The organism is Enterococcus casseliflavus NBRC 100478 (assembly GCF_001544095.1).
Lineage (GTDB): Bacteria > Bacillota > Bacilli > Lactobacillales > Enterococcaceae > Enterococcus_D > Enterococcus_D casseliflavus.
This window is the reverse complement of the sequence record NZ_BCPT01000015.1, coordinates 1-12,950: the sequence shown is the minus strand read 5'-3', so window position 1 is coordinate 12,950 and position 12,950 is coordinate 1. Positions and strand designations below refer to the sequence as shown.

14 protein-coding genes and 2 pseudogenes are annotated in these 12,950 nt (G+C 32.5%); 2 read left to right on the top strand and 14 right to left on the bottom strand.

Features of this window, described 5'->3' with window-relative positions:
• Positions 1 to 2 precede the first annotated feature (2 nt).
• The 12 genes and pseudogenes from ECA1_RS12590 to ECA1_RS12535 all read right to left on the bottom strand — a co-directional run bounded on the left by ECA1_RS12590 (position 3) and on the right by ECA1_RS12535 (position 10,587).
• Positions 3 to 371 (bottom strand): BlaI/MecI/CopY family transcriptional regulator, encoded by a 369-nt coding sequence (locus tag ECA1_RS12590; protein WP_060792652.1) that lies wholly within the window; start codon positions 369 to 371, stop codon positions 3 to 5.
• Between the two features lie 898 nt (positions 372 to 1,269).
• Positions 1,270 to 1,515 carry a helix-turn-helix domain-containing protein gene (locus ECA1_RS12575; RefSeq protein WP_060792649.1) on the bottom strand — a complete coding sequence of 82 codons (246 nt, stop codon included), beginning with the start codon at positions 1,513 to 1,515 and terminating at the stop codon, positions 1,270 to 1,272.
• Between the two features lie 45 nt (positions 1,516 to 1,560).
• On the bottom strand, positions 1,561 to 1,701 hold the full coding sequence (locus tag ECA1_RS17235; protein WP_071859302.1) for a YvrJ family protein: 141 nt from the start codon (positions 1,699 to 1,701) through the stop codon (positions 1,561 to 1,563).
• A 218-nt stretch (positions 1,702 to 1,919) separates the two neighbouring features.
• Entirely contained in the window at positions 1,920 to 2,423 is a 504-nt protein-coding gene (locus ECA1_RS12570; protein ID WP_060792648.1) for a hypothetical protein, read from the bottom strand.
• 374 nt (positions 2,424 to 2,797) lie between these two features.
• Positions 2,798 to 2,977, bottom strand: a pseudogene (locus ECA1_RS17880) (hypothetical protein).
• 92 nt (positions 2,978 to 3,069) lie between these two features.
• Entirely contained in the window at positions 3,070 to 3,399 is a 330-nt protein-coding gene (locus tag ECA1_RS12565) for a hypothetical protein (RefSeq protein ID WP_060792647.1), read from the bottom strand.
• Between the two features lie 44 nt (positions 3,400 to 3,443).
• Positions 3,444 to 3,647: a hypothetical protein gene (locus tag ECA1_RS12560; RefSeq protein ID WP_060792646.1), complete on the bottom strand. Its 204-nt coding sequence runs from the start codon at positions 3,645 to 3,647 to the stop codon at positions 3,444 to 3,446.
• 314 nt (positions 3,648 to 3,961) lie between these two features.
• A complete protein-coding gene (locus ECA1_RS12555) occupies positions 3,962 to 5,419 on the bottom strand; it encodes a DNA cytosine methyltransferase (protein ID WP_060792645.1) in 1,458 nt (485 codons plus the stop codon).
• A gap of 351 nt (positions 5,420 to 5,770) precedes the next feature.
• Positions 5,771 to 5,953, bottom strand: a complete 183-nt coding sequence (locus ECA1_RS12550; protein WP_060792644.1) for a hypothetical protein — start codon at positions 5,951 to 5,953, stop codon at positions 5,771 to 5,773.
• A 238-nt stretch (positions 5,954 to 6,191) separates the two neighbouring features.
• On the bottom strand, positions 6,192 to 7,550 hold the full coding sequence (locus ECA1_RS12545; protein ID WP_060792643.1) for an HlyD family secretion protein: 1,359 nt from the start codon (positions 7,548 to 7,550) through the stop codon (positions 6,192 to 6,194).
• Between the two features lie 24 nt (positions 7,551 to 7,574).
• Positions 7,575 to 9,725 carry a peptidase domain-containing ABC transporter gene (locus tag ECA1_RS12540; RefSeq protein ID WP_060792642.1) on the bottom strand — a complete coding sequence of 717 codons (2,151 nt, stop codon included), beginning with the start codon at positions 9,723 to 9,725 and terminating at the stop codon, positions 7,575 to 7,577.
• Positions 9,712 to 10,587, bottom strand: a complete 876-nt coding sequence (locus tag ECA1_RS12535; protein WP_060792641.1) for an Rgg family transcriptional regulator — start codon at positions 10,585 to 10,587, stop codon at positions 9,712 to 9,714. Before ECA1_RS12535 ends, ECA1_RS12540 begins: the two co-directional genes overlap by 14 nt.
• 108 nt (positions 10,588 to 10,695) lie before the next feature.
• On the opposite strand from ECA1_RS12535, the gene ECA1_RS12530 reads away from it, so the two are divergent.
• Both ECA1_RS12530 and ECA1_RS12525 read left to right on the top strand, forming a co-directional pair.
• Positions 10,696 to 10,911 (top strand): hypothetical protein, encoded by a 216-nt coding sequence (locus tag ECA1_RS12530; protein ID WP_060792640.1) that lies wholly within the window; start codon positions 10,696 to 10,698, stop codon positions 10,909 to 10,911.
• Positions 10,912 to 10,930: 19 nt separating this feature from the next.
• Positions 10,931 to 11,140, top strand: coding sequence for a hypothetical protein (locus ECA1_RS12525; protein WP_060792639.1), 210 nt, complete (start codon positions 10,931 to 10,933; stop codon positions 11,138 to 11,140).
• 911 nt (positions 11,141 to 12,051) lie between these two features.
• Here ECA1_RS12525 and ECA1_RS17875 read toward each other — a convergent pair.
• Both ECA1_RS17875 and ECA1_RS12515 read right to left on the bottom strand, forming a co-directional pair.
• Positions 12,052 to 12,205, bottom strand: a pseudogene (locus ECA1_RS17875) (DNA (cytosine-5-)-methyltransferase); the annotation flags it as partial.
• Positions 12,206 to 12,518: 313 nt separating this feature from the next.
• The gene (locus ECA1_RS12515; RefSeq protein WP_060792637.1) at positions 12,519 to 12,761 is read right to left on the bottom strand and encodes a hypothetical protein; all 243 of its coding nucleotides are present in this window, start codon (positions 12,759 to 12,761) and stop codon (positions 12,519 to 12,521) included.
• Positions 12,762 to 12,950: the final 189 nt, after the last annotated feature.

Genomic DNA, 12,950 nt, shown 5'->3' with positions numbered 1-12,950 from the left:
ATTCAACTATTCTTTTGTATGATATTTTTTCTTTCAATTATAAGATTCGAAAAGTATTCTGTTTGTTGTGTGGTCTTTAAGGAGCTTACTGCATGATTTACTAATTTTTTCAAAACCACTTCCCCATATTCGTCTTTTATAAATTCTATAAAAGGAATACTAGGTCTGTAAGCACGTGCTAACACATTCTGAGAAAATTTAATCTCTCCTACTTCCAAATAGCCTTTGTTTAATAATTTTCTTATCACAGCAGCAGTCGTATTTTCGTTTAGTTTCGGCAATCTTTCTAATAGTTCATGTTTAGTTAAAGTCTGGTTGAATTCATAGAAATAGCGAAGAATTTGATATTCAGATTTACTTAATTCTGACATAATAGTCTCCTTATCTTTTTCCGATGATTCTCTATTTGTAAAGTACCAAAGAGACAACCAGTAAAAACACATATATAATAGTATCTACTATAATCCATTGTTTCCTACCATCAGTTGCTTTGGTAGAAAAAGAACAACTTATACCATATAGTATTAAAAACAACGCTGCTAATGAATAACCATTCAGCCAATCAGTTAAGGTTATAATTATCAAGATCAAAATTAGTGGTACCATATATAGCCATGCATACCACTTTCTCAAATGGTAGGGTAACTTACTGAAGTTTGAATTCATACATGAATCTCCTTATTGATAATTTTTTGCTTTTATATATGATACATCACATAAAAATAAATATAAAGCTTTGTTACTTTTAAATGCTATAAAAATTTATATTTATTATCCTCCCTATAGATTCTTTCGTCTCTTCTTTATTCATTTGGCTTAATAACAAAAATTTCTCTTTGCTAATGTTACCCCTTACATATGAACATAGCATTTCATACTTATAATATTGAAGAATAGGAATATCAAAGAAGTTATCTTCAATTAGTAGGGATAGCTCGGAGAAAATTTTTTTGAATTCAGATAAATTTCTGTTCTTATCTAAACAATTAAAAGCTAGATTATTATAAAAAATTATTTTTTCGATTTTGTATTCTGATATCGTACTTACAGTGTTTAAATAACACTCTACAGTTGGAAGTAATAGGGAAATAAATTTATCATCAAAATAGGTTAAAAAGTTGTTAAATAAGGAGAATTCATAGTGAAAGAATTCTTCTTTCTCAAACAAATATTTTTTAAGGAGATTTATTTCTTTTTCATTTAAATTGTCTTTTTTTAAATAATGTTGAAAGAAAAAGTCAGAATCGAAATCAACAGGTTTTTGATCAATTATATTTTCATCAAATATTTTTTTTTCCGCTCTATTTCTGAGTTAATTAAAATAGAAAATTCTTTATAAGAAACGTTCATGCGATTAAGAATTTGTAATAGAAAATTGCTGCTCAGGTAAGCTTCTCCTTTTTCAACCTTATAATAATGTTGTGGAGTGATTATGTCTTCAGTAAGGTACCTTACCGTCAGTTTCTTACCTTTTCTTATCTGTTTAAGTATTTTACCTACGATAGCATCGTTCATGTGATAAGCCCCTTTATATGGAATAAAGATTAACGGATTTATCCGTTAATCTTTTTCTTTCTTTATTATTCGCAGAATTTCATTGATTGATTCTTGAAGTTTTTCAATAGCCTTGTCTAATTCTGTTAGAAAGAATATTGATAACACTATAGGAAAACCTATATTTGCAACTAGTTCTGCGATCACTCCAAATTTTCCATTTTTTGATTCCCCCTTACTTTCTTAACCGAATGGATTAATTTCTGTATGCATATTATTTTCCCCTCCTTCATATAGAGAGGATAAAATAACCTTAATACAAATAATTAATATATAAATTATAATTTATATGCCCATTCTTCGAAACAGTGTCGAAAATAAAAAAGAGAATAGTCCTCTGAACTGGGACTATTCTCTTTTTGCTTTTATTTTTCTAACCATTTACCATTTTGTAGCTGAACTCGTTTGATTTCGTAAGCAGCACTAATGTTTTTTGAATTTCCCAAGAAAAATGATACTCTATGACCAGTTGCGGGGTTTTCATAAGTTCGTAGTCTGAAAGTCACTTCAGCCATCTTATAATTGTTTTTAGAGATATATGATTTAACTTCTTCAACTGCTTTACGTCCTGCAATTAATTGATCATACTCCGTTGCAGCAGCTTGTTTACCAATTACATCGATCATGCTTGTACATAAAGTTGCTACTGTAGCAAAAACTCCTGTTGGAAAACTTAAATACCCTAAAGCAGTAATCACGCCCCCTTGGATCCAGCCTTTTGCCTTACTTTGGAATAGTTTTAACAATACATTGTAGTCAGCTTTTGGCGCATACTTTTTATCTAGAAAAAGTTGTTGATATTGTCTAGCTCCTTCTAAATTTCCTGCTGTAACTTGAATTGTTGCCCATCGTTCTGATTGAAATGCCATTTTTTTCTCTCCTTTGAATTTTTTATCAAATTTATTGATCAATATTTATTTGATGTCATAAGTATGCCGGATTATTCTTTTTGTTAGTCTCTTTGTAAACTATAATTTATAGATCGATCAGCAATTTCATTAAATTTGAATAAAAAAAGACGTGCTATGCACGTCCTAAGAGTTGAAACTATTCTTTTATAGAATTAGTAGAACTGCAGCCTTATATCGATCGCATTTTTGGCCATTTTCTTTTTGGCTTTTTCATCCATTGGATCTCACCTTTTGTCTGATTTTAGTTTACCACGTATTGGATAACGGTTTCACTGATAAAAGTAATGAGTGAAAAGTGATAGCACTTCAATGAAATAGAAAATAAAGTGCAGTCACTTTCTAAGCGCAGGAATCTCAAATCCCGCTTTTTCTTGCTCAAGCAACATATCTAAAGCGATACACATTAATTTCGATTCACTTTTCTTGTACTTGGTGTTCAAGTGCTTCAGTCCCTACTTCCTCTTTTCATTAAGCGTTACAGGAAGACGTGTATTTCCTTTTGCAATAGCCATAACTTGCTCTCCTTCATTGAAACGATCGTAGATTTGATAAAAGACGCAGCGAGCGTAAGTCACACTCGCCGCAGCTTTGAACCGATTCTTTTCTACTGATTGTTTTTCATGACTTCCTTTGCTTCTTCTGTAAGGGGAAAGACTTTTGCAACAGTCATGCCACAAGGAATTGCCCCTACAGATTCCTCACAAATGACACCAGCTGCTATCAGCACCTCTTCAATGCCCGCATTTTCAGACCACCCTTTGATTGCGACGAAATCTTGTTTGATTCCGATACTCGTGTTTACCGTAGCCGTTGCAACCAGCTCTTCTTCAGACTGACCTCTTCTTCTCTTAATCAGTTGAATCGCTACATTGTTATTATCTTCATATTGATCAAATATCACAGTACATTTTTTCTTATTTAAAACGGCATTCATTATTTTTCCTCCTAGAGATAAGGAGTTACAAGATCAAGCTCTGATTATTCAGTGGGTTCTTCTTTTAATTGATCCGCAAGTTTTGTAAGTTTGGCGGCATTATCAAATCGCATTCTTTCTATAGAAGACCTTTTATGAGCAAGATCTGCAACAGTTGTTGCGGCAACTCCTGATTTTTTTTGAATTTCATACAATGATTTTCCACTTTCAAAAAGCAACCATTCTATCTTATCTTTATCTGCGTACATCTTTTTTCCTCCTGAAAGGAGTATGACAATTAAAACTTGCCACTACTCACAATTATGGTATATTTTGAGTAGTAGCATTCCCTGCACGGTTTTGTTACTTGCGCTTGTTCTGACCCACTCAGAATAAGTGCTTTTTTTATTTTGCAGTAGTGATCCCTCCCTTTTTTATCCGTATACCGGATCTTCAGATAGTTATAGATCCTTTCTAAAAATTAAATATATCGGTATACCGTTGTATTTATTATACCACGGTATACCGATAGTGACAATCTATTATTGCTTTTTTTTGATTTTAATGGTCAAAAAAGATGATTTTAACCAATTTGGAAGTGTTTTGCTATAAAATAAATGACTGATACAGTAACCGAATTTCCAGCTTGTTTGTACAGCTGGCTGTCCGAAGTTATTTGATCGTATCTGCAGTTATAGTGATCAAGCCCGTTACTGATTATTTCTTCAGCGATCTGCCTATTACCGAATTTCGCTGCCAAAAAGGCCCAATCAGGAAACGACTGCAGTCGCCAACATTCAAGTGGTGTTAGTTTCCGAATCTGAAAATCATCGGTTACTACGGCTTGCTGATCACCTGTAACGACGGTATTTGCTTGCTGATTTCCCACACGTCCCCGACGTTTTGTAGATTTAGGATAAGCGAAATTGATATTATCGCCTGGTAGTGCTACAGTATAGCCTTTTTTCGTGGCTTCTTTCACCAGTATTTTGGGTTCGTGGCCGCCACCACTCATGGTGGTAAATGTAGGGCATAACCCTTCTACAGAATGGATCGCTGCAGCTGATCGATAGGAACCATCGATTGACCTAGCCACGATAATTCCGTGGCGATCTTGTGTGGTTAGGGTAAACATCGGCGCTTCATTTTCCTTCATTCTACGGCCGTTTTGACGAATAGTAGCTTTATCTGGCGTTAGGATCGGGATCGCAATTTTATTTCCTTCTCCTTTGTTTGTGGTGATCGTAGGACTAAGTCCTGAAGCGTCATACACTTGGCCATTCATTCCTCCACCGCTTGGATTGACGTTGCCAACAACGATTTGTTTCGGTGTTTTGTAGTCCGTTGCGGTCAAAGTCCCCATCAGACCGTCCGTATAGTACGTTCTTTCTCGTGTAAATCGACTTAAATCATTCGCTGCATGTGTCGTTCCAGCTAAATGGATCCTTCCTGATTTTTGATCAGCTGATCCTTCTTCTCTTGTGAGAGGAAAAATCTTTTTGGTACCTGCTCCTCTAAGATGTCCGATAATAAATACACGCTCTCTGTTTTGGGCGACAAACTCTTTGCTGTTAAACAGTTGCCATTCCACGTCATACCCCAATTCATCCAGGGTTCGGAGGATCGTCTCAAACGTAGCCCCTCGTTCATGGTTGAGGAGTCCTTTGACGTTTTCAAGGTATAAAAGCTTAGGTCGCAAGATAGATGCGAAGCGTGCAATCTCAAAAAAGAGAGTTCCTCTAGTATCTGAAAAACCTTTTCTTTTTCCTGCAAGGCTGAAAGCTTGGCACGGAAAGCCTCCCGTGATAATGTCCACACGTCCGATTCCTCGAATAAATTCATCTGAAAGTTTTGTGATATCATGCATTTCTACCTCCTGTTTTGTGTCAAAAATTGATTGATAACTTTTTCTGGCATGGCCATCGATCTCACAATACCCAACACATCGGTAGCCAGCTTGTTCCATCCCTAAACGAAATCCTCCGATTCCTGAAAAAAGATCTAAAAAGGTGCCTTTATTTTCTGTTGTCCCATTTTCCATTGTTCACTCAGTTTCTTCATGCGCATGAGAGGTATTTCAAGTACCTGATGGATTAAGAATACCGAGAAAATGGATGGTTAAATTTCGGAACAATGGTGGTACTTAGGCCTTTTTTAAGAAAGAAAAGTGATTTTTTTTGCCCTCCACGTTCCAGCCGCCTCCACCACTTAGGAGGGCAAAAAAAATAGACGTGCAAGGCACGTCTGTAGAGCAAAAGGTTGATATTTCGCTGAAATCTTGCTATACTTACTATGTAAAGAGGAGTTGCGCTAACAACTCCCCTACAGCACCGTTTAAGACGGTGGCAGTTTTATTAGTTAAGAAATAACCGCATCCTGCTAAAGTTGACGGTTATTTTTTTGCATTCTTTTTTCGTTTCTTCTTGCTTTTACGCTTAGAAGAACGAGTGTTTATAATCGTATCTGCTAGCTTCACACATGCTTCGATTAAACCAATGAAGGCTAACAAAATGCCGATTATATCCACATCTTGCAAAAGGCTACTCCTTTCTTCAGATTTCGATAGTACATTCATAATGCACCACCTCACTTTCAAAAAAAGCGCCACCGTCACAAACTTTACTGTACTCATATTATACCATAACTCACGCTAAAAACCTATATTTATCAAGGCTTTTAGCGTTTTTTAGAATCAAAAAATTTCAAGTTTCTGACCCTTTTAGTTAAAATATGACAAAGCAAAAAAATTGATTCCGCACCTTAACTGGATCTTATTGAAAAATTTATTCTTTAATGAAAATAGTGAAATAAGACTAACCAAATAGTTTGTTTATTATAATGTCCTTATACGTATTTTCTCCAGTTATTATAGAGACAGTTCCCTCAAGTCCATGTAAAAATTCATCTTGGTTTCCTTTAATCGTAGCATACGCCCAATAAAAATTTCCGTTTTCCGTTTGTTTTGGTTGCACAGAAAGACTCTGGATCTCTCCAAGAATTACCTTTTTTCTATTATCATTTGTGCTATTAATTGTAAATCGTATTTTTTGACCTTCATATATATTACTTATCTCACTACTTGGTATTGATATATTAAGGTTAACATTAAGATTATCACCCGTATTGATCATTTCCCCTAGTTCTGTACCCTCAGGGACAACAGAACCAACTTTTATATTCTCTGAAAGTTCAAATGTCCCATCCGATGGTGCAGTTATCGTATTTTTGTTCAACATATGTTCATAGTTAACTAAATTTTGTTTTTCACTTTCTAAATCTGTTTTGACATTTGAATTCTCAATTTCAGCTTCAGAGATTATATTGTTCTTTTCATTTTCAAAATTTATTTTGTTTAGTTCGATTTGCTTATATCCTGTTTCTATCAATGTACTTAACTGATTTTTTTCTTCTGATAAAGCTTCTATTTCCGTACTTAATGCGTCTATAGATGAATAACTAGCAGACTTGTGTGAATTTTTTACAGATTCCAGGGAATCATTATTACTATTTTTGACTTCTTCTTCGAAATTCACCAATGATTCTTTAAGCTTAGGATCCGTAGGAGCATAGGCATTAAACTCTCCATCAATGTATTTAATGAAGTTTTTGTAGTCATTAATTTGGGTATTCTTCATACTTATACTATCATCTATAGTACTCACTTTATTATTTGAATGATTAATTTCATCATACTTCATACTATCTTCCAAAGAATAACTTTCTACTTTATTTAAATATTCTTTGAATTTACTATGGTATCCGAACTTATTATCTTTTAATTTATCTTCGCTTTTACTAATACTAGCCAAAAAGTCATTTAAATACACTAATTTTTCTTCTTTTTCTTCAATTTTTTTATAGATTGAATCTATTTCTGTCTTTAAAGCAGTAGTATCGAATTCTATTAAAACATCACCTTTGTTGATAAAATTGCCATTCTCTGCATTTATATTTTTAATTTCTGTATTAGATGGACTTACTATTTGGGTACTTATATCTGGAATGTCTAAAACACCGTACGTTTCTATATAAGTTTCTTTTTTCCCCAGAGAAAGGAATATAGCAATGGATACAAGAAGTAATAGAAATGGATAAACAATAAAAGCACTCGTTGATCCTTGTTTTTTGGCTAACAATTCAGCACTCGTTTTTATATAACTCATATCGTTCATTGAGACCACCTCAACTTTTTCATTTTAATTAAATATCTTCCACATATTTTTATATTTACCACCATGATTTATTAAAGCTTCATGTGTGCCTTCTTCTACAATAGTTTTGTCTTCTATCACAAATATTTTGTTTGCATTTTTGATTAAAGATAATTTATGGGCTATTGCAATCAAAGTCAAATCTTTTATTTTAAAAAGGTTATCAAATATCAATTTCTCAGTAAAACTGTCAATATTACTCGTCGATTCGTCTAAAAGAAGGATTTTAGGATTTCTTAAAATTGCACGTGCAATTGCTAGCCGCTGTTTTTGTCCACCAGAAAAATTGGAACCATTCTCCTCCACTAAACTCCCATATCCCAATGTTAAATTTTCAATTTCTTCATGAATACAGGCTAATTTACATGCTTCAATAATATTTTTTAATTCAATATTTTCTTCCAAACCAAAAGTTAAATTTTCATATATGGTCCCGTTAAACAAAAAGTTTGTTTGAGGTACCATAATTAAAGATTTTCTTAGAGCTTCTTTTTGTATATTCTTTATTGAATAACCATCAAATAGAATGTCCCCTTCACTTATATCGTAATAACCAACAAGAAGTTTAGCCAACGTTGATTTTCCCGAACCACTTCTCCCTACAATTGCTATTTTTTCTCCTTGTAATATCTCTAGGTTAATATCAGATAAGCATTCTCTTTGCATTGGATAGTGAAAATTTAAACCTTTAACTTGAATATTTCCAGAAATATTCTTAATACTAATTCTTTCTTCATTTTGATTTTTTTCTTGCTTTAACTCCATTATTTCAGATAAACGATCAGAAGCTACTTTGGCAGATTGTAATTGAGGTTGTAGATTTATTATATTTAGCAAAGGATTTGTGAAATAAGAAAGTAAAATATTAAATGTAATTAATTGTCCTACACTTAAATCTCCTTTAATAACAAATTGAGATCCTATCCATAAAACAATAATATTCATTGTTAATTGAACAAGTTGCTTGAAAAACATCTGAGTAGTATCCAGTTGTACTGTTTTAAACGAAGCATTAATATATGATAAAAATAAATTATCGACTTTTTTACTCGCTGCCTTTTCTCCTTGTAAAGACTTTATTGTTTCTATTCCATTGAAGCTTTCGATTATAAACGAATTTAGTAAAGCATTTTCTTCCATTTCTTTATGGTTATAACTATCATATTTTTTCAAGAAAAAAGTTATGATAATTGTATAGAATGGTATCGATACCAAAGCTATGCCAAATAAAGTACTATTTTGGAAAAACATGATTAAAGAAATGACGATGACCATATTTACATCTAATATCATTGTGAGTATTGAAGATCCTAAAGTATTAATTATTTTATTAGCATCAGAAAACCTAGAGATTATTTCTCCAGATGTTCTAGTAGAAAAAAAGTTAAATGGAAGTTTTAATACATGATTGTAATAACTTAGCATGATTCTGATACTCATTCTATTTCCAAAGATAACTAATAGATATGTTTTTATAAAATTAAAAATCACTTCAAATACATGGACAATTATGACCCCTAGCGAAATTAATGCTAATGTTTTAATAGATCCTGAAGGAATTATTGAATCTATCAATATCTGAAAATAAAACGAGGCTATAATTCCTAGAATAGTTATTATAGTTGCTGCAACAACTATCTGAGCAATTAGTCCTTTATCTTTCAATGTTTGTTTAAAAAATGTTCCCAACGAATTCTTTTTATCTTTTATTTGAATATATTGTTCTGTGGGAACAGTAAATATGATATATTTAGTCCATACTTCTTTAAACTCTTCTTTTGAAATTTTCTTTAAGCCTTCTGCGGGGTCTGAAATCAAAATTTTATCTTTATAAACTTTATGAATAACCACAAAATGAAGAAGCATTCCATCCTTCAAGATATGGGCAATGGCTGGATAAGGTAAACTATCATCTTCAAAAATTTCCATATCAGCTTTAATGGCCTTTGCTTCAAAATTATACTCTTCGAGACCTTTTACGATCCCTAACAGATTGGTACCTGTATTACTTGTACCGATAGTCTCTCTAATTCTAGATAAACTTACATCAGATTTATACTGTTTTAATACAGTTAAGATACATGCTGCCCCACAATCCTTTAAATCATTTTGCTTTACCGACTTATACTTTTTCAAAAAGTACTCCTCTACTTTCCGTTAAATTGTCTAAAATGTCTTCTAAAAGTAAATATCTTTGATCCTCTAAATCTTTTAAGATACTAATATAGTATTCTGCTTTTGTTGTATTTTTAGATATACCTTGAGATAAATCATTAATTTCATTAAAAAATTTCACGCATAATTTCTCATAAATTTGATTATTCGAAATTTTAATTTGATTCAATATTTTCACACAATTTCCTATAGTGTCCGTTTCTCCAATTTCGAATAAATAAGCAATTCTTGCCATAATTATATGGATAAAAATATTCTCGTTTTTTTCATAGTTATAATAACTATTACTTTTCTCAATTAATTTTTTAAACATATAATGATTAAACTCTGGAGAATATATATTCATTGTGTTAGCTAAAAAAACAATATCAAAATAGGCTAACTCGTCTAACTCGTAGAAGAATGAGGTTAGATAAGTCAATTTATTTTCATTTGAATTTCCATGTTTTAATAATTCCAAGTAAATTTCACTTAGATAGAGTATGTTTTTTTGTTTATATGAAATATCTTTTAGTTTTGAACTATTACTGATAAAATTTTTCAGATATTTCATATCGTTCCTTCTATAACTACTTATGATTGCAGTTAATTGATTTATAAACTTATCATCTGTATAATTATTAGCAGTGAAAGAAATTTCTTTCAAAGCGATATCATTGTATTTTATTAACTTCAGAAATTTTGATAGGCTAATATCAATTTCTCCATTAACAAATCTATAATAATTAGACTTAGACATAACGCCATGTAAAGCTTTCGTGATCGATCTGTTTCTATTTTTAATCAACGAATCAACTATTTTATTAATATTATTAACTTCCAAAACACTCCTCCTTTAATTTTTGCATATTTGCAACCCTTTTCTTTTTGGTAATATTTATAGTATACAATAAACTTGTAACTAAAAAAATACCAAAAAGGAGGAAATGTAATGAGTCAATTAGGATTTTTAGAAAACCAGTATCAAGCTGTCACTTTAGAGGATATGTATGACATCAATGGTGGAATTATAATTACTCTAGGTGGTGTGACTTTAGTATTAACCGCTAAAGCGATTGCTGGTGGAGTTGCCCTAATTAGCGCCATAATCGGTGGAACTTATGGAGTTGGTTATGTTCTTGGTAAAGGTTGGGCTTACGTAAAATAAGAGAGGACGAGTGAATAGTATGAATAACCTAAATTTTTTAGATGAGCGTTATGTCACTGTTGAAAGTGACGAATTGTATGATGTTAATGGTGGTTTAATCATTACAATTGCTGGTATTACATTTGTCGGTTGGAAAGCTGCGGCTTTAATTGCTGCTGGTGTAACAACACTTGCTGGAGCTGCGGCTTTAGGATTTTGGAATGGCTACAATGATACAAAAAAGAAGTAGGTGATCTAGGTGCTAAAAATATTTAACAAAGAGCTCAACATAACTAATATTCTCTCAGTAGTTATTCTAATTATGGGAATAGTGATTGTGTCTCTACAAGCTTATTTTTATTTTAAATATGGCTCTCAGTTTGTAGATGGTATTACAATAGTTGGTATAGGAATTCTTTGTTTAGGGTACTATAATCTTTTTATAAAATAGCGCATAAAAAAAGTTACTCTAAAAATTGAGTAACTTTTTTTATGCTAGGAATTTCAGATTTATAATAATAAGTAAAATATATTGATTTATTGGTAGGTTATTTGTATTTTCACCAATTTCCCAATTAGTATAACTTCAATCTAATAACAATCACATTCTTAGCCAGCTGGTAACCAGCTTCATCAACATAGAAAAGATTTCTAACGGCGAAATACGTTATTTTAATATCCTTTCATCACAGAAAAAGATAAAAACTAAGCAGCGACAATAAGGAACCCTTAAATTCGTAAAACCTAATTTCTTCCATCATATAATTAAGCCTAGCAATGTTTTATTTATTTAGAAATAATTTCTCCATTGTTGTTCATCCTCTAATTAGTTTTGACCGTCCTTTCAGTGATTATTCAAGCGTTACTTTTGCAATCTAAAATTCAAAATAATTTCCGAATACCCAATCTTCATGACCGCTATCTGTAAAAGCTTTTACAGATCATATCCTCTTCATCTTTTAGCGCATGTTTTTCATAAAGGAATGCCTTTGCTTCGTTCTCCTTAAAGATTCCTACAGCTTTTACTTTGGGTAAATTGCAAATTCTCAACCGTCGCAGCATTGCTTAAAAATCCCACTAATTCGTTAAAAAAGTGGTTAGAAACGATCTCTGTCCAAATTTTTTCTTATCTATTCCTAAATAGAAACTAGTTTACCACGTATACATTTCTACCTCCTGTTTTGTGTCAAAAATTGATTGATAACTTTTTCTGGCATGGCCATCGATCTCGCAATATCCAACACATCCGAAATCCTCCAATTCCTGAAAAAAGATCTAAAAAGGTGCCTTTATTTTCTGTTGTACCATTTTCCATTATTCACTCAGTTTCTTCATGCGCATGAAAGGTATTTCAAGTACCTGATGGATTAAGAATACCGAGAAAATGGATGGTTAAATTACGGAACAATGGTGGTACTTAGACCTTTTTTAAGAAAGAAAAGCGATCTTTTTTGCCCTCCACGTTCCAGCCGCCTACACCACTTAGGAGGGCAAAAAAAATAGACGTGCAAGGCACGTCTGTATAGCAAAAGGTTGATATTTCACTGAAATCTTGCTATAATTACTATGTAAAGAGGAGTTGCGCTAACAACTCCCCTACAGCACCGTTTAAGACGGCGGCGGATCAATTAGTTAAAAATAACCGTAACCCTGCTAAAGTTGACGGTTATTTTTTTTGCACTCTTTTTTCGTTTCTTCTTGCTTTTACGCTTAGAAGAACGAGTGTTTATAATCGTATCTGCTAGTTTCACACATGCTTCGATTAAACCAATGAAGGCTAATAAAACAGGCGCTATTGCTAACAAAATGCCGATTATATCCACATCTTGCAAAAGGCTACTCCTTTCTTCAGATTTCGATAGTACATTCATAATGCACCACCTCACTTTCAAAAAAAGCGCCACCGTCACAAACTTTACTGTACTCATATTATACCATAACTCACGCTAAAAACCTATATTTATCAAGGCTTTTAGCGTTTTTTTTATGTCTAAATCCGAGTGAAATGCTTGTTCCTTCAGTCGCTCCAGCCACCACCACCGCTCCTTCAGAAACCGTGC